This window comes from Arthrobacter sp. NyZ413, assembly GCF_049390645.1.
GTDB lineage: Bacteria > Actinomycetota > Actinomycetes > Actinomycetales > Micrococcaceae > Arthrobacter.
The window spans coordinates 1,774,755-1,790,508 of the sequence record NZ_CP155434.1; the positions used below are offsets into that span (position 1 = coordinate 1,774,755).

15 protein-coding genes are annotated in these 15,754 nt (G+C 64.3%); 11 read left to right on the top strand and 4 right to left on the bottom strand.

Annotated features, from left to right (window positions below; translation table 11 throughout):
• Positions 1 to 9: 9 nt before the first annotated feature.
• Genes ABCW42_RS08305 through ABCW42_RS08315 form a run of 3 tightly spaced genes read left to right on the top strand, consistent with a single transcriptional unit; the run spans position 10 to position 2,667 of the window.
• Positions 10 to 738 carry a DUF5998 family protein gene (locus ABCW42_RS08305; protein WP_133202699.1) on the top strand — a complete coding sequence of 243 codons (729 nt, stop codon included), beginning with the start codon at positions 10 to 12 and terminating at the stop codon, positions 736 to 738.
• Complete coding sequence (locus ABCW42_RS08310) at positions 738 to 1,964, top strand: alkaline phosphatase family protein (protein WP_423184389.1); 1,227 nt, start codon at positions 738 to 740, stop codon at positions 1,962 to 1,964. The genes ABCW42_RS08305 and ABCW42_RS08310 overlap by 1 nt, the downstream gene beginning before the upstream one ends.
• Positions 1,957 to 2,667: a thymidine kinase gene (locus ABCW42_RS08315; protein WP_423184390.1), complete on the top strand. Its 711-nt coding sequence runs from the start codon at positions 1,957 to 1,959 to the stop codon at positions 2,665 to 2,667. Before ABCW42_RS08310 ends, ABCW42_RS08315 begins: the two co-directional genes overlap by 8 nt.
• Positions 2,668 to 2,674: 7 nt before the next feature.
• On the opposite strand, the gene sepH is transcribed toward ABCW42_RS08315, so the two are convergent.
• Positions 2,675 to 4,213: a septation protein SepH gene (sepH, locus tag ABCW42_RS08320; RefSeq protein ID WP_423184391.1), complete on the bottom strand. Its 1,539-nt coding sequence runs from the start codon at positions 4,211 to 4,213 to the stop codon at positions 2,675 to 2,677.
• Positions 4,214 to 4,509: 296 nt separating this feature from the next.
• On the opposite strand from sepH, the gene ABCW42_RS08325 reads away from it, so the two are divergent.
• A complete protein-coding gene (locus ABCW42_RS08325) occupies positions 4,510 to 4,809 on the top strand; it encodes a DUF4193 domain-containing protein (protein WP_423184392.1) in 300 nt (99 codons plus the stop codon).
• A gap of 14 nt (positions 4,810 to 4,823) precedes the next feature.
• Here the strand turns inward: ABCW42_RS08325 and ABCW42_RS08330 are convergent, their stop codons facing one another.
• Positions 4,824 to 5,321: a DUF3093 domain-containing protein gene (locus ABCW42_RS08330; protein ID WP_423184393.1), complete on the bottom strand. Its 498-nt coding sequence runs from the start codon at positions 5,319 to 5,321 to the stop codon at positions 4,824 to 4,826.
• 96 nt (positions 5,322 to 5,417) lie between these two features.
• Here ABCW42_RS08330 and dut point away from each other — a divergent pair, with 96 nt between their 5' ends.
• The 4 genes from dut (at position 5,418) to ABCW42_RS08350 (ending at position 7,905) form a co-directional block, all read left to right on the top strand.
• Positions 5,418 to 5,930, top strand: a complete 513-nt coding sequence (gene dut / locus ABCW42_RS08335) for a dUTP diphosphatase (protein WP_423184394.1) — start codon at positions 5,418 to 5,420, stop codon at positions 5,928 to 5,930.
• A gap of 109 nt (positions 5,931 to 6,039) precedes the next feature.
• A complete protein-coding gene (locus ABCW42_RS08340; protein WP_423184395.1) occupies positions 6,040 to 6,783 on the top strand; it encodes a DUF3710 domain-containing protein in 744 nt (247 codons plus the stop codon).
• A complete protein-coding gene (locus tag ABCW42_RS08345; RefSeq protein ID WP_423184396.1) occupies positions 6,776 to 7,129 on the top strand; it encodes a hypothetical protein in 354 nt (117 codons plus the stop codon). The genes ABCW42_RS08340 and ABCW42_RS08345 overlap by 8 nt, the downstream gene beginning before the upstream one ends.
• Positions 7,126 to 7,905, top strand: coding sequence for a DUF3159 domain-containing protein (locus ABCW42_RS08350; protein WP_423184397.1), 780 nt, complete (start codon positions 7,126 to 7,128; stop codon positions 7,903 to 7,905). Before ABCW42_RS08345 ends, ABCW42_RS08350 begins: the two co-directional genes overlap by 4 nt.
• On the opposite strand, the gene ABCW42_RS08355 is transcribed toward ABCW42_RS08350, so the two are convergent.
• Both ABCW42_RS08355 and ABCW42_RS08360 read right to left on the bottom strand, forming a co-directional pair.
• Entirely contained in the window at positions 7,878 to 8,606 is a 729-nt protein-coding gene (locus ABCW42_RS08355; protein ID WP_423184398.1) for a potassium channel family protein, read from the bottom strand. The two genes, ABCW42_RS08350 and ABCW42_RS08355, sit on opposite strands and share 28 nt — an antisense overlap.
• Positions 8,603 to 9,277, bottom strand: a complete 675-nt coding sequence (locus ABCW42_RS08360) for a potassium channel family protein (protein ID WP_133202690.1) — start codon at positions 9,275 to 9,277, stop codon at positions 8,603 to 8,605. Before ABCW42_RS08360 ends, ABCW42_RS08355 begins: the two co-directional genes overlap by 4 nt.
• Positions 9,278 to 9,386: 109 nt before the next feature.
• Here ABCW42_RS08360 and ABCW42_RS08365 point away from each other — a divergent pair, with 109 nt between their 5' ends.
• The 3 genes from ABCW42_RS08365 (at position 9,387) to ABCW42_RS08375 (ending at position 15,705) form a co-directional block, all read left to right on the top strand.
• Positions 9,387 to 11,363 carry an APC family permease gene (locus tag ABCW42_RS08365; protein ID WP_423184399.1) on the top strand — a complete coding sequence of 659 codons (1,977 nt, stop codon included), beginning with the start codon at positions 9,387 to 9,389 and terminating at the stop codon, positions 11,361 to 11,363.
• Positions 11,360 to 12,748 carry a class I SAM-dependent RNA methyltransferase gene (locus ABCW42_RS08370; RefSeq protein WP_423184400.1) on the top strand — a complete coding sequence of 463 codons (1,389 nt, stop codon included), beginning with the start codon at positions 11,360 to 11,362 and terminating at the stop codon, positions 12,746 to 12,748. Before ABCW42_RS08365 ends, ABCW42_RS08370 begins: the two co-directional genes overlap by 4 nt.
• 143 nt (positions 12,749 to 12,891) lie before the next feature.
• The gene (locus tag ABCW42_RS08375) at positions 12,892 to 15,705 is read left to right on the top strand and encodes an aconitate hydratase (protein WP_423184401.1); all 2,814 of its coding nucleotides are present in this window, start codon (positions 12,892 to 12,894) and stop codon (positions 15,703 to 15,705) included.
• The last annotated feature ends 49 nt before the right edge of the window (positions 15,706 to 15,754 follow it).

A 15,754-nucleotide genomic window follows, 5' to 3' on the forward strand; every position in this document is an offset into this window, starting at 1 on the left:
AATGGGGTCATGAGCTCGAAGTCCCCGACGCCTCCGTCCGGCCCGGCTGCCACCGGGCACCATGCAGCACACAACCACAGCTCGCAGGGGCAGAGCCTGGACCAGGCACTTCAGCGCGCAGGGTTTTATCCCGTCCTCGTTGCGGACGTGGTCGCCGACGCATTGGACGGGCGGGACTGCCTCGCCCATCTTGTGCACCTGGAAACCCACTTCGACCGCGCCGAGGTCAGGCGCCACATCACGGTCCTGGTCCTTACCGAGGACATGCTGGTGATCACGCACGTCGACGACCAGCAACTGGACGAGGCCGGCGAACAGATTGTCGCCCAGATCTCCACTGAATCCGTGCCTGTCGCACAGATCCGCTCGGTTGTCTTGAGCTACATGTACGCGCAGCCGCAAAACTACACGCCAAGCGACCCCGTCAGGGAACTGACCCTCTCCATCGCCTGGTCCGGCGGCCAGCGCGTCGACGTCGGCCCCGCCAGTTGCGGCGACCCGCAATGCGAAGCCGACCACGGCTACACCGGCACTATTTCCCAGGAAGACATCGTGCTGCGGATAAGCTCGGAGGCCGATGGTCCCCGGGCTGTCCAGGACGCCAAGATCTTCGCGAGGGCTTTGCGGGCCGTCAACACCGGCACTCCCGCACCTTCAGCCCACACAGGCACCATTTCCGCGCCGCGGCTCCGTTCAGGCGTCTTTGGCAACCGGCAGAACCGGGGACACCAGCGCTGATGGCGAATCCGCACGCGGCACAGGAAGCCGCGCCAATCGAAGCCGCCATTTCCGAACTTCCCGCCGCGCCACTGTACGGCAGCAGGACAATTGGCGAGGTCCTGGGCAGCGCCGCCGCAAGCATGGGTGTGCCAGGCTTCCGGAACACGTTGGATTTGCCCTCTTCGCAGCGCGTCTGCGTCGTCCTGGCCGATGGATTGGGCCGTAACCTCCTCAAACAAAAGGCCGCCCACACCCCGTTCCTGAGGTCCATCGTGAATTCGGGTCAGGGGTCCGTTCCCGTGTGGCTCGACTCGGCGTTCCCCTCCACTACGGCGTCTTCCCTAGCCAGCCTCGGAACGGGGCGCACGCCCGGTGAACACGGAATGGTGGGGTACGACGTCCTGGATCCGGCCCAGGACAAGGTGGTCAATCTCCTCGGCAATTGGGATGCCGGCGTGGATCCCCTTGATTGGCAGCCGTTCCCGACGATCTTCGAACGGGTGGCCGCCGAAGCCGACGCGATCACTGTCAGCTTGCCGCAATTCGGCGACTCGCCCATGACGCGGGCGGCGCTTCGGGGAAGCCGTTTTGTGGGCGGCAACTCCTTGCATGCCCGCACGGCCGCGGCCGGGGAAGCCATGGCCGCCGGCTCGCGTTCCCTCATGTACTTCTACGTCAATGAGCTCGACAAGGCCGGGCACCGTTACGGTTGCCAGTCCGAGCGTTGGGAACACCAGCTCGAGGAAGTCGATTCAACAGTCAAGAGGCTCTCATCCTCGCTCCCCGCGGGCACCACCATCCTCCTCACGGGCGACCACGGGATGCTCGACGTTCCGGAGTCCCAGCGGATCGATTACTCGGCTGATGCCGCGCTCATCGCGGGAGTACGGCACACGGCGGGCGAACCACGCATGGTCCACCTTTACCTGGAACCTGATGCCGGCGAAGCGCATAGGGCGGCACTGATCGAAGCCTGGCGTGGCCGTTTCGGTGAGCGCATTTGGGCCTTCACCCGGGAGCAGGCAGTGGCCGCGGGATTGTTCGGCGCCGTGCGCCCGGAAGTCTTCCCCCGGATCGGTGACGTGATGATCGCCGCGAGGGACACCCTGGCGCTCTATGACGTCCGCCGCGTCCGCCCCACGGCCATGGAAGTCGTCGGCCAGCATGGATCGTTGACGAAGGCCGAGCGGGAGGTGCCGCTGATCTGCTTCCAGGCGGGGGGACGCAAAGGCAGCCGTGGCTGAACTGATCTTCTTTTCCGGAACCATGGACTGCGGAAAGTCCACCCTTGCGCTCCAGATGGACCACAACCACAAGGCGCGCGGCCGGGGCGGCGTCCGCTTCAGCCGCAATGACCGGGCTGGAGCTTCCGTGATCTCAAGCCGGCTTGGCCTCCAGACGGACGCCGTGGAAGTCGATGACACTACCGATTTTTGGGATGAGGTGGTCCGGCGCCGTACGAAGGGGCTCCGTGTTGACTACCTCATTTGCGACGAAGCCCAGTTCTATTCGCCGGTCCAGGTCGACCAGTTGGCCCGCGTCGTCGACGAGATGGACGTCGATGTATTCGCCTTCGGAATCACCTCGGACTTCCGGACAAAGTTGTTCCCCGGCTCGCAGCGCCTCGTCGAGCTCGCCGACAGGGTGCAGGTCCTGCAGGTCGAAGCGCTCTGCTGGTGCGGCCGCCGTGCCACCCACAACGCGCGCACCGTGGACGGCATTATGGTGGTTGAAGGCGAACAAGTAGTGGTGGGCGACGTCGCCATGGATGGCACCCCGAGCGAAGAGCCAGTGTTGGAAACGACGGCGCCCGTGGTCGGGTACGAGACGCTGTGCCGCCGCCACTACATGCGGCGCGTGACGGCGCACGGGGCGAACCTCATGGCGAGCCGGGACCAATTGCTGCCGTTCGACGTCGACGCCTGCCTATGGCGCGGAACGCATTGAACGCCGCTTAGTCTCCGCGGGTTCCGAAAACGATCTCGTCCCAGCTGGGAATGCTCGAGCGCTTGGGGCGTGACGGCTGGCGTTCTGCAGCCGGGGCATCGGAAGGGTCGTCGCCGTTGCTTGCGTCCGGCGTCGATGTCTCCGCGGAGTCGTGGTTAGTGGCAGGGGAGGCCTTCAGCCAGGAATCGCCAATCCCGCTGCGGGCAGTCCGGGCGTCGTCGCGCTCACGGCGGGAGGCGCCGCCCAGCAGTTCGTCCAGCCCTGCCCGCTGCGACGATTCCGGGGCTTCGTCGGCGTCGTGCGAAGGGGCTTCGTTGGCTTGCTTGTCCTGGGCCGGCTTTTCGTGGGCAGGCTTTTCGTGGGCGGATCGCCCGGCGGATTGGGCCGCGTCCTCGCGCTTTCCCCGCAAGACGGTCACGGGGCGCAGGGGACCCGGAATGACGGTGACTTCCCGGGTGTCGGTGCTGACGCCCTCATGCAGGTGCAAGGAATTGCCGTCATTGTCCTGATGCCGGGGTGCCAGGCTCAGCCTCGACAACATGGCTGCCCGTGCGTCGCGGCGGGTCTGCGCGGGGTCCGCCTGGGCGGGTTTGCCCGTCCCTGCATCGACAGGATCCTCCTCGGCCGCATCCTGGTCCGCGGCCGAGGTGTCCATAGCCGGCTTTTCCGAGGGTGTCTCGTCGTCGTCGGATCGCGGATGGGCTGCCGGCACCCCGCTGCTCAGGAGCAGGGCCAAAGCGTCATCGCTGTCCTCGTCAAGGCCCAGCCGCTGCCCGCGGCGCGAACGCAGCATGTCGAGGAGTCCGTCAGCCTCCCTCGAGGCCGCCGCGGCGGATGCAAGGGCGGTGGTCTCGGCGTCGACTTCGAAATCGAACGGACGATCCACGACGGCGGCGAGGCGCCTGGTGGGAACGGGTCCGTCCAGGGGCTCGAGCTCACTGAGCTGTTGCGCCCAGCGGTTGGCGTTATGGAGGGACTTGCGTGCCGGATTGAAGGTCCACATGGCCGGCGGTTCTTCGCCGATGCTTTCAAGCTCGCCCGGCTTGGTGTCAAAGCGCGCGACGACGGTCCACGTGCCGTCGGTGCGACGCCACGAATCCCATTCGACGGATGAAGAATCGATGCCGTGGGCAGTCAGGCGGTGCGCCACCATGGCACCAAGGCTTGCGGGTTCGTCGCCAAAAGCGGCACGGTACGCATCATGGCCGGGTGCGGGGGCTGCGACTTCGACCTTGCGGGCTTGCTCGGCGATGTATTCCCGTTCGGCGAGCACGGGGCCTTCGTAGCGTTGCACGTTGGCCAGGGGCATCCCGGACAGATCCGCGACTTCCGCCGCTGTTGCGCCGCTGCGGATGCGTGATTGGATATCGCGCGGAGACATGGCGACAGGAGTGATGGATGCGCGGGCGGCCACCTGGGCAGGCGTCCGGCTCGCGGCAACGCGCAGTGCCTCGTCGATCGGAAGCTGGAACATCTCGCCGCCGGTTCCGCTCAACAGGAGATGTCCGCCGTCATCATGGACGCCAACCAGCCGTAGATCCCGCATAAAACCCTCCACCATGGCATATCTGACATTCGAAACTCTGCCACCCGGTGGGGCCTTTTCCTACTAGGACAAAGGGCGTGCCGCGAATTTCCGCGATTTTCCGGTTGCCGGCCGGTGGAGGGGGCTCCACGGGCTCTGGACTTTCGCATCGGCCGGGAGGACAATCTGGCCGTTGCCGGGCACAAAAAGACAGCCTGCGACGTTACATCCTTAGATCGGAGCAGGCTCCGGTCTACCCGACTGCGGGCCCCCCAATCAACAGCAGCACCCACCAAGGGAGAACGAAGAAGAGAACCATGGCAACGGACTACGATGCCCCTCGGAAGACGGAAGAGGACGCCAGCGAGGACTCGATCGAGGAACTCAAGACGCGTCGGACCGAGAAGCAGTCATCGGCGGTCGACCTCGACGAGACCGATCTCGCCGATGCCTATGAACTTCCCGGTGCGGACCTGTCGAGCGAAGAGCTCCTGGTCCGCGTCCTGCCGGCACAGGCGGATGAGTTCACCTGCTACAGCTGCTTCCTCGTCAAGCACCGCTCACAGATAGCGCGGGAAAAGGACGGGCACCTTTACTGCAAGGAATGCGAAAGCTGAAGCGTGCCCAAGTCCTAGGCGGATGCCTTGTCCAAGAGGGCCTTCAAGAGATCATCGGGCCGGCGGGTGGAAGCGAGCCAGTAGGGAGTGCGGTCGGCGGGGTCGGTGATCTCGATCCGTACTACGGGGTCGATCCAGCCGCGGAGGCAAAGGTAGGCAAGCCCGTTCAGCCGGGTGCCGCGCTCTGCCGTGGCTTCGTCTTTGCGGAATGCCGCGACGGAGCCCACGAATTCCCGCTGGATGCTGGCACGGCCTACTTGGACAGTGTCCCTGTCCACGATGATCGACGGAGTGGACAACACCAGGAGTGAAGTCATGACCGCGAAAAGGACAATGGCGGCAATGATTCCGGCGGTGATGCTGATGGGCGCAAGGATGAGGATACCCGCGGAGGACAAGCAAACCACAACAATCCAGATCCACACAGACGGCCACAACTTCTCCGTGAACAGGGCGTCCGCTCCATTCGACGAATGGTTGGAGGCGGGTGCGGCTGGAATCGATTCAGGCATGCAACAAGCTTATCGGGAACGAGAGCCTCCCAATGACGCTTCCCCGCACCCGGCGGGAATCCGGACAGCAACCAGCGGACGATAGAATAAGGGACTGTGAGTCACGAGACAGCAGTAGCAAGCCCAGCAGCCCCCGCCGTCGACTACGGCGCCCCGACCCTCCAGGTCCAACTTAAAATGCTCGACGCCGGACTGGAAGTTCCGTCGTACGCGCACCCGGGCGACGCTGGAGCGGACCTCCGCGCACGAGTGGACGTCACGTTGGCTCCAGGGGAACGGAAGCTCGTCCCTACCGGTGTCTCGATCGCGTTGCCCAATGGATTCGTGGCCTTGATCCACCCGCGTTCGGGACTGGCCACCAAGCATGGACTCACGGTAGTCAACGCCCCCGGGACGGTGGATGCAGGGTACCGAGGTGAAATCTCCGTGACGCTTTTGAACACGGACCAAAACCACGCCATCGAGCTAAAGCGCGGCGATAGAATTGCACAAATGGTGATCCAGCGCGTCGAATATGCGCAGTTCGTCGCCGTGGAGGAACTTTCCGACACGGCGCGCGGCACCGGCGGCTTTGGATCCACAGGCGGCTTCGCGCCGCCCGCGAGTTAACCACGCCCTCGGCAATCGACCCGCAAGGAGCAGGTTGCCATGTTGTCCGCGCGTTACCGGGCGGCCTGCGGTTTACTGGGGGATGGACCACTACTAAGGAGACAAACCGATGCTTTTTGGGCGCGGAAAGAAGTCCAAGGCCAAGCAGCCCGAAGACAACGGTGCCGGTGACAACGGTGCTAAGGAGGCCGCCGAAACGGTTGAAAGCGGAGTTGCCAAGGGCGATTTCCGCCTGTCGAAGGGACCGCTGGATGCGAGCGAAATCGACAGCCACGACGGCTACGTGGATCTCGGTTCCCTGCTGATCGAACCTTCAGAGGGCCTTCAATTGCGGCTTGAGGTAGAGGAAGCAACCCAACGGGTTGTCGCGGTCACGATGGATCTCGATGGCTCAAGCCTCCAGCTCCAGGCGTTTGCCGCTCCCCGTTCGGAGGGCCTTTGGGACGAGATCCGCGAGCAGATCGGCCAGTCCGTCGCGAGCCAAGGCGGCGAGGTGGAAGAAGTCCCCGGCGCTTTCGGCACCGAACTCGTTGCCAAGCTTCCCACTGAAGCAGCCGACGGCGGCCGGGGATTCCGGGCTGCCAGGTTCATGGGAGTGGACGGACCCCGCTGGTTCCTTCGCGGCGTGATCGGTGGCCCGGCAGCCTTGGAGAAGGACGCCGCGCAAAACCTCGAAAGCCTCTTCCGCAAAGTGGTGGTCATCCGCGGTGAGAACCCGATGCCGCCACGCGAACTCCTCCAGCTGAGGTTGCCGAAGGATGCTGCCGTCCCCGGACAGCACGGCGTCCCGGAAGAAGCCCATGAGGAATTGCGGCGGCCTGAGCGCGGCCCGGAGATCACCCAGATTGGCTGACAAAGCGGCTCGCCCCCTGGCTGAGCAGGGCGGTTCGGTGCCCCGGCCATTGACCGACCTTCCGGCGCGGGGGAGGGTCGCCTGCATCGGCTTCATCGATTCGGTGACCTACGAGCCCGCCAGCGAGCAAGCCCACTTCTCGGCGATCGTCGTCGACCGGGTGGTGCACAGCGGCGAGGGCGGCCCTTTGGCCCGGTTGCGGGTCATCTGGCTCGGCCGCCGCAAAGTACCCGGAATCGAACCGGGGACAATACTTCGCCTTGAGGCAATGGTCACCGTCAGGGACGGAATGCCCACCATGTTCAACCCGCGTTATGAAATCCTCTCCAGGCAGGAGCATCAATGACCGTCTCCAACGGACCCGGTCCGCACGAACAACCTGCGCAGGAGCAACCTGGTCCGGACGATACGCGTGCCGCAACACCCAGCATTGCCGATCTCGCCGCGGGTTACGCGGAAAAGGCGGGCCTTCAGAGGAATGCCCACGGCCACGTGGATATCCTCAAATCCGCGGGCGGTGTCCAAGGCCTCGCCGAGAGCATCGTGCCGGGACTCGTGTTCCTGGTCGCCTTCATGGTGACGCGCGATCTTCCGGCTTCGCTGGTCGCAGCCCTTGCGGGAGCGGCCATCTTCACGGTGGTACGGCTGGTCCAACGCCGTCCGCTGACCCAGGCTCTTGCCGGGATTGCCGGCGTCGCCATTTCGGCGTGGCTCGCCAATACCACGGGGAAGGCGGAAGACTTCTACGTCCTTGGCTTTTACACGAACATTGCCTACATCGTCGCGATGGTGGTGTCCATTGCCGTCAAGTGGCCGATTGCCGGCCTGCTGTTCGGCTTCGTACGGAACGAGGGGTTCGACTGGCGCAAGGATGCCGAACGGCTCAGGGCTTACAGCATCGGTACCTGGGTGGTCATCGCGGTCCTGGCATTGCGGCTCGTTGTCCAGGTGCCGTTGTACTTCATGGGTGACGCGGGCTTGGCCGCGCTAGCCACCATGCGCCTGATCATGGGCGCCCCGTTGTACATCCTTGGCCTTTGGATTGCCTGGCTTCTGACCCGGCCGGCGCCGGGCCAGAAGCGGAACCGGGCGGTTCAGCCGTCGAATCCGTCGTCGGACTGATCCGCGTATTCTCCTTCGACCTCAACTGAGCCGTGGTCGGCGGCCGACGGCGCCAGGAGGGCCCTGAGGCTGTCTTCCGCCGCGATGGTGGTGACGAAGAACAATTCGTCGCCGCCGTCGATCACGTCGTCGCGGCTGGGCGTGATGGGGGCGTGGTCGCGCAAGATGGCCACGAGGGCAGAGTCTTCGGGCCATTCGATGTCTCCCACGGTGCTGCCGATGATGTGGGAGTCGTGCGGGACCGTGAATTCCACGAGCGAGGAGACGCCGGTCTGCAGGGTCAGCAGGCGGACGAGGTCGCCGATTTCCACGGCTTCCTCCACCAAGGCCGTCATGAGCTGGGGCGTGTTGACTGCGACGTCGACACCCCAGGAATCGTTGAACATCCAGTCGTTCTTGGGGTTGTTCACGCGGCCCACCGTCCGGCCAACGCCGAACTCGGTCTTTGCGAGCAAGGACACCACGAGGTTGACTTTGTCGTCACCGCTCGCGGAAACGACGACGTCGGCTTCGTCCAGTTTCGCTTCCTGCAGCGTGCTCAATTCACAGGCGTCGCCGACGAGCCAGCGGGCGCCCCGGAGGCCGCTGCGTCCGATGACCTCGGGCTTGAGGTCGATCAGCATGATTTCGTGGCCGTTGGCGAGCAGTTCCCGCGCGATCGATGAACCGACGCTGCCTGCTCCGACGATGACGACTTTCACTCAGACTCCTTGGCGGGTGCGCCGGCGAGGATGCGGGCCACCTCGTCGCTGCGGTCCAGATTCAACATGGCGTGGACGGTATCGCCTTCCTGGTACGAGGTTCCGGGCTGCGGCAGGACGCCTTCACCGAAACGCGTGAGGAATGCGATCCGGATTCCGGAAGCGGCTTCGATGGCTGCCAGGGACCTGCCGATCCAGCCGTCGTTCAGGTCCACTTCGGAAAGGACCAGGCGGCCCGAAGGCTCACGGTAGTCTCCGGCCAAGTGTTGTTCCGGAAGGATGCGCCGCAGCACCTGGTCCGCGCTCCAGCGGACGGCGGCGACCGTGGGGATGCCAAGGCGCTGGTAGATTTCGGCACGGCCGGGATCATAGATCCGGGCAACCACGTGCGAAACGTGGAACGTTTCGCGGGCAACGCGCGTGGCGAGGATGTTCGAGTTGTCACCGCTGGAGACCGCGGCGAAAGCGTACGCTTCCTCGCAACCGGCCTGCTTCAGGGTGTCGCGGTCAAAGCCGACGCCGGTCACCTTCCTGCCGGTGAATCCGCTGCGCAGGCGACGGAAGGCACGGTCGTCCTGGTCGATGATTGCCACGGAATGTCCCGCGTCTTCCAAGGTGTGCGCCAACGTTGCGCCCACGCGTCCGCAACCCATGATCACAAAGTGAGCCACGGTCTCTCCTTACACTGTTTATGCATGCCGCTCGGTAAGACTCTACCGGGGGAAGTCGCTGAAGGCAGTCCGCCATGACATCGCGTTCGATTCAGAGTAGCTTTGCGGAGTGCTGACAATTCTCAACGCTGTGAAGCGGGTGTTGGTGGGGCGGCCGTTCCGTAACGACCGGTTGTCCCATACGCTGCTTCCGAAACGCATTGCGCTGCCGATTTTCGCCTCGGACGCCTTGTCGTCGGTGGCATACGCCCCGGACGAGATCCTCTTGACGCTGGCTTTGGCCGGCGTCAGCGCGGTGTCCATCTCACCGCTGGTGGGCCTCGCCGTGATGGTGGTTCTCCTCACAGTCGTTGCATCGTACCGACAGAACGTCCACGCGTATCCTTCGGGTGGCGGCGACTACGAGATCGCGAACGTCAACCTTGGGAAGTTCGCGGGCCTGACCGTCGCCGCGGCGCTGCTTGTGGACTACGTCCTCACCGTGGCTGTGTCGATGTCTTCCGCGGCCGCCTACCTGACAACGGCCATTCCGGCGCTCCACGGGGAACAAGCGGCCATCGCAACAGTCGGCGTCATCATCCTCGCGCTTGTGAACCTGCGAGGCATCAAGGAAGCCGGCAATGTCTTCGCCGTTCCTACCTATATCTTCATGGTTTCCATCCTGGGCATGACGCTCGTGGGCATCTTCCAGGCCGTCACGGGCAACCTCGGCCAGGCTCCGTCGGCGGCCTTCACCATCGTTCCGCAAGAAGGCTTCGACCAAGGACTTGTCGGTTTGGCGGGAGGGTTCCTGCTGCTTCGGGCGTTTTCTTCGGGCGCGGCCGCCTTGACAGGTGTCGAAGCCATCAGCAATGGCGTGCCCAACTTCAAGAAGCCCAAGAGCAAGAATGCGGCCACCACTTTGCTGCTGCTGGGCGCCATCGCGTCAGCCATGCTCGCCGGCATCATCTACCTCGCCAATGCCACCAAGGTCCACATCGTGATGGACCCGGCAAAGGAGTTCCTCCTTAATGGGCTGCCGGTCCCCGAGGACTACATCCAGAACCCCGTCATCAGCCAGATCGCGCAGACCATCTTCGGAGCGGGTTCCATCCCGTTCTACATTGTGGTGGCCGCTACGGGCGTGATCCTCGTTTTTGCCTCCAACACGGCGTTCAACGGCTTCCCTGTGCTCGGCTCGATTCTGGCGCAGGACGGGTACTTGCCGCGCCAGTTGCGCACCCGCGGCGACCGGCTCGCATTCAGCAACGGCGTCCTTGCACTCGCCACGGGGGCCCTTGTCCTGATCATTTCCTTCAACGCCGATGTCACCAAGCTGATCCAGCTGTACATCGTTGGCGTCTTCATTTCCTTCACCATGAGCCAGTTGGGCATGGTCCGGCACTGGGGCCGCGAGCTCAAGCTTGCCCGGGACAAAGCCGTCCGCCGGAGGATCCTGAAGTCGCGCACCATCAACGGGCTCGGCTTCGGAATGACGGCGCTCGTGCTGACGATCGTGCTGATCACCAAGTTCGAACAAGGCGCCTGGATCGCGCTCCTGGCCATGTTCGTGCTGTTCCTCATCATGTGGAGCATCCGGGCCCACTACGACAATGTGGCCAAGGAACTCGCGGTGGACGAGGACTCCTCGCCGCGGGCGTTGCCTACCCGGGTCCACGCCGTTCTCCTGGTCTCCCATGTCCGCAAGCCGGTACTTAGGGCCCTGGCCTACGCGAGGGCGTCGCGGCCTTCCCGGCTCGATGCCATCATCGTGGACATCGACCACGAAGAAACGGCCCACACAGTCGAGGCGTGGGACAAGCTGGACATTCCCGTTCCGTTGACGGTCCTCGCCAGCCCGTACCGGGAAACAGTCACGCCCATCCTGGACTACGTCAAGAACATGAAGAGCGAATCCCCGCGGGACTTGATCGTTGTCTACATCCCTGAATATGTCGTGGGCAAGTGGTGGGAACAGCTTGTCCACAACCAGACCGCACTGCGCATCAAGGCCCGGCTCCACTTCGAGCCCGGCGTCATGGTGGCGAGCGTCCCGTGGCAATTGAAATCCTCCGAAGAAGCAAAGGCACTGCAGGACACCCAATGACCCACCCGAGCAGCACGGATTCCAGCCTGCCCGATTCCCAGGCCTCCACCGACCTCGTGGTCGACGTCGGCCCGATCGCCCATGGCGGCCACTTCGTCGCCAGGCACGAGGGACGGGTGATCTTCGTTCGCCACGCCGTTCCAGGGGAGAAGGTCAGGATCCGCCTCACCGATTCCGGCGAGGCGTCGCGTTTCTGGCGTGCCGACGTCGTCGAGGTCCTCGAAGCATCGCCGGACCGGACGCGCCATTTCTGGAGCCTCGCCGATTCCGTCGCGGCCTGGCGCAAGGGCGGTCCGCCCGTCGGCGGCGCCGAGCTGGGCCACGTGACGCTGCAGCGGCAGCGGCAACTCAAATCAGAAGTTCTCGCCGAACAGTTGAAGCGGCTTGCCGGCGTCGAACTCCACGTCGAGGTTGAAGCCGCCCGCGGCGGCGATCCAGTGCCCGACGACGGCGATCGCCTTGATGAGGCCGGCCTCGGATGGCGGACGCGCGCCAGCTTCGCGGTCACCCCCGAAGGCCGGTTGGGGATGCACGCCCACCGTTCCGACGTCGTCATTCCGGTGCACGAGATGCCGCTCGCGCTCCCCGCGATCAATGAGCTTCGGTTGTGGGACGTCGACCTGCGGGGGATTTCGAGGGTGGAGGTGGCGGCGCCCGCGAACGGGTCGCGCCCGCTCATCCTGCTCGCGCCGGAGCCGGGAACCGATGCCAAACGGCTCAACCGCATTCTGGCCCAGCTTCCGCATGACTCGTCAGTGGCGAGTTTCGATCCGGTGCGTGGCGAGGTGTTGCAGCTGCGGGGCCGCACCTGGGTCCAGGAATCGGCTGCCGGCCACGAGTACAGGGTTACGGGGGAAGGTTTCTGGCAGATCCACAAGGATGCCCCGGAGGCGTTGGTCGGGGCCGTGACCGGTTTCCTCAACGGTGGCGGGTACCTCGGTCCGGGATCGACTGTGGCTGATCTCTACGCCGGTGCCGGACTGTTTACCGCGCCGCTGGCGGAGGCCGTGGGCGTTACCGGCTCGGTCTTGTCAGTGGAGGGCTCGCCCGGCACGAGCCGCGATGCCCGAAAGAACCTGCACGGCGAACCCCACGTGGAAATCGTCCAAAGCAAGGTTGAACGGGTCCTTCGCCAGCGCCCGCGCACCTTCGATTCCCTGGTGATCGACCCGCCGCGGGCAGGGGCGGGCAAAGCGGTTGTCAGCCAGCTCATCGACTCCGGTCCACGTGCCATCGCGTATGTGTCGTGCGATCCCGCGTCCTTCGCACGTGATTTGGGCTACTTCCGCAACGGCGGCTGGCGGCTCGAATCGCTGCGGGCCTTCGACTTGTACCCGCATACGCATCATCTGGAGACTGTTGCGTTGCTGGTGCCTGCGGCATAGCCCACATACGATGGTGGTGAAGTTCCCATGTCGCGTTCCAGTTCTCCACCGACCGGCGGCATTTTGCTTAGCTTAGGCATACCTAACTAGCTAGCGGTCACCCGCGCGACAAAGATGAAAGCTGTTGCGAGAGGAGTCCTGCCATGAGCACTGTGGACAGCTTCGGTTCCAAAGGCGTACTGAATGTAGCCGGCACCGATTATGAAATTTTCCGGTTGAACTCCGTTGAAGGCGCAGACAGCCTTCCGTTCAGCCTCAAGGTATTGCTTGAAAACCTCCTGCGGACTGAAGATGGGGCCAATATCACGGCTGACCACGTCCGCGCCCTGGCCGGCTGGGACCCGGATGCCCAGCCCGACACCGAGATCCAGTTCACTCCCGCCCGCGTGATCATGCAGGACTTCACTGGTGTTCCCTGCGTCGTTGACCTCGCCACGATGCGCGAAGCCATCAAGGACCTTGGCGGCGACCCGAAGCGCGTCAACCCGTTGGCTCCCGCCGAGATGGTCATCGACCACTCCGTGCAGATCGATGTCTTCGGCAACTCCGGTGCGCTGGAGCGCAACATGGAGATCGAGTACCAGCGCAACGGCGAGCGGTACCAGTTCCTCCGCTGGGGCCAGACCGCATTTGACGACTTCAAGGTTGTCCCTCCGGGAACGGGCATTGTCCACCAGGTCAACATCGAATACCTGGCACGCACCATCATGACCCGCGAAGTGGACGGCGTCCTTCGCGCCTACCCCGATACCTGCGTCGGCACCGACTCCCACACCACCATGGTCAACGGCCTGGGTGTCCTCGGTTGGGGCGTTGGCGGCATCGAAGCCGAGGCTGCGATGCTTGGCCAGCCCGTGTCCATGCTGATTCCCCGCGTTGTCGGCTTCAAGCTTTCCGGTTCCATTCCGGCAGGCGCCACCGCTACCGACGTCGTCCTCACCATCACCGAGCAACTGCGCCAGCACGGCGTGGTCGGCAAGTTCGTGGAGTTCTACGGCGAAGGCGTCGCGGCCGTGCCTCTGGCAAACCGCGCGACCATCGGTAACATGAGCCCCGAATTCGGTTCCACGGCCGCCATGTTCCCGATCGACGATGTCACCCTCGAGTACCTGCGCCTGACCGGCCGCTCCGAGCAGAACGTCGCGCTCGTCGAGGCCTACGCGAAGGAACAGGGCCTGTGGCACGATGCTTCGCGCGAGATCAAGTTCTCCGAATACCTTGAGCTTGACCTGTCCACGGTTGTGCCGTCCATTTCCGGCCCGAAGCGTCCGCAGGACCGCATCATCCTGTCCGAGGCCAAGGCCCAGTTCCGGGACGACCTGCGCAACTACGTGAAGGAAGACCTGGCCGACGGCAGCCTGGACGAAGCGATCGACGAGAGCTTCCCGGCCTCCGATTCGCCGTCGTTCACCGCCACCGCGACCCACTTGTCCGACACCGCCCCGCACGCCCACGGGCCGAAGACCAACGGCCGTCCGTCGAACAAGGTCAGCGTCACCACGGCTGATGGCCGCGAGTTCGAGCTCGACCACGGTGCCGTGTCCATCGCATCGATCACCTCGTGCACGAACACCTCCAACCCCTCGGTCATGCTGGCCGCCGCGCTGCTCGCCCGCAACGCCGTGGACAAGGGCCTTACCTCGAAGCCTTGGGTCAAGACCTCGGTGGCTCCCGGTTCCAAGGTAGTGACTGACTACTACGAGAAGTCCGGCCTGACCCCTTACCTGGAGAAGCTCGGTTTCTACATCGTGGGTTACGGTTGCGCCACCTGCATCGGCAACTCCGGTCCGCTCGACGCCGAAATCTCCGAGGCCATCCAGGCCAACGACCTCTCGGTCACTGCTGTCCTGTCCGGTAACCGCAACTTCGAAGGCCGCATCAACCCGGACGTCAAGATGAACTACTTGGCTTCCCCGCCGCTGGTCATCGCGTACGCACTCGCCGGAACCATGGACTTCGACTTCGACGCCGATGCCCTGGGCCAGGACCAGGACGGCAACGACGTCTTCTTGAAGGACATCTGGCCGAACCCGGTGGAAGTCCAGAAGGTCATCGATTCCTCCATCGACAAGGAAATGTTTGCCCGCGGCTACGAAGGCGTCTTCGACGGCGACGACCGCTGGAAGGCACTCGACACCCCGGCCGGCGATACCTTCGCTTGGGATGACAAGTCCACGTACGTCCGGAAGCCCCCATACTTCGAAGGCATGAAGGCGCAGCCGGAGCCCGTTTCGGACATCACTGGTGCCCGCGTGCTCCTGAAGCTGGGAGACTCGGTCACCACCGACCACATCTCCCCGGCAGGCTCGTTCAAGTCGGACACCCCGGCCGGACAGTACCTCCTGGCCAATGGCGTAGAGCGCAAGGACTTCAACTCCTACGGTTCGCGCCGTGGTAACCACGAGGTCATGATTCGCGGCACCTTCGCGAACATCCGCATCAAGAACCAGTTGCTCGACGGCGTGGAGGGCGGCTTTACCCGCGACTTCACCCAGGCCGACGGGCCCCAGGCGTACGTCTACGACGCCGCGCAGAACTACCAGGCTGCCGGTACTCCGCTCGTTGTCCTCGCGGGCAAGGAGTACGGTTCCGGTTCGTCCCGCGACTGGGCTGCCAAGGGCACCGCGCTCCTTGGCGTGAAGGCTGTCATCGCCGAGAGCTATGAGCGTATCCACCGCTCCAACCTCATCGGAATGGGCGTCCTGCCGCTGCAGTTCCCGGCCGGCGAGTCTGCCGCGTCCCTTGGCCTGGCGGGCACCGAGACCTTCTCGGTCGAGGGTGTCACCGAGCTGAACAACGGCAACACCCCGCGGACCCTCAAGGTCACGGCAACCGCGGAAGACGGTACCGCCAAGTCCTTCGATGCCGTCCTGCGCATCGACACCCCGGGCGAAGCGGACTACTACCGCAACGGCGGTATCCTGCAGTACGTCCTGCGCCAGATCTCCTCGAAGTAGGGTTCGCAAGCGTAGTTTCGCCTGTGACAAGGCGATAGCCACAGCCCCG

What these genes read in the sequence shown, in the direction of transcription:
- ABCW42_RS08305 (WP_133202699.1), top strand. Translation starts at nt 10, where the DNA reads ATGAGCTCGAAGTCCCCGACGCCTCCGTCCGGCCCGGCTGCCACCGGG.
- ABCW42_RS08310 (WP_423184389.1), top strand. Translation starts at nt 738, where the DNA reads ATGGCGAATCCGCACGCGGCACAGGAAGCCGCGCCAATCGAAGCCGCC.
- sepH (WP_423184391.1), bottom strand. Translation starts at nt 4,213, where the DNA reads ATGCGGGATCTACGGCTGGTTGGCGTCCATGATGACGGCGGACATCTC.
- ABCW42_RS08325 (WP_423184392.1), top strand. Translation starts at nt 4,510, where the DNA reads ATGGCAACGGACTACGATGCCCCTCGGAAGACGGAAGAGGACGCCAGC.
- ABCW42_RS08330 (WP_423184393.1), bottom strand. Translation starts at nt 5,321, where the DNA reads ATGCCTGAATCGATTCCAGCCGCACCCGCCTCCAACCATTCGTCGAAT.
- ABCW42_RS08340 (WP_423184395.1), top strand. Translation starts at nt 6,040, where the DNA reads ATGCTTTTTGGGCGCGGAAAGAAGTCCAAGGCCAAGCAGCCCGAAGAC.
- ABCW42_RS08350 (WP_423184397.1), top strand. Translation starts at nt 7,126, where the DNA reads ATGACCGTCTCCAACGGACCCGGTCCGCACGAACAACCTGCGCAGGAG.
- ABCW42_RS08370 (WP_423184400.1), top strand. Translation starts at nt 11,360, where the DNA reads ATGACCCACCCGAGCAGCACGGATTCCAGCCTGCCCGATTCCCAGGCC.
- ABCW42_RS08375 (WP_423184401.1), top strand. Translation starts at nt 12,892, where the DNA reads ATGAGCACTGTGGACAGCTTCGGTTCCAAAGGCGTACTGAATGTAGCC.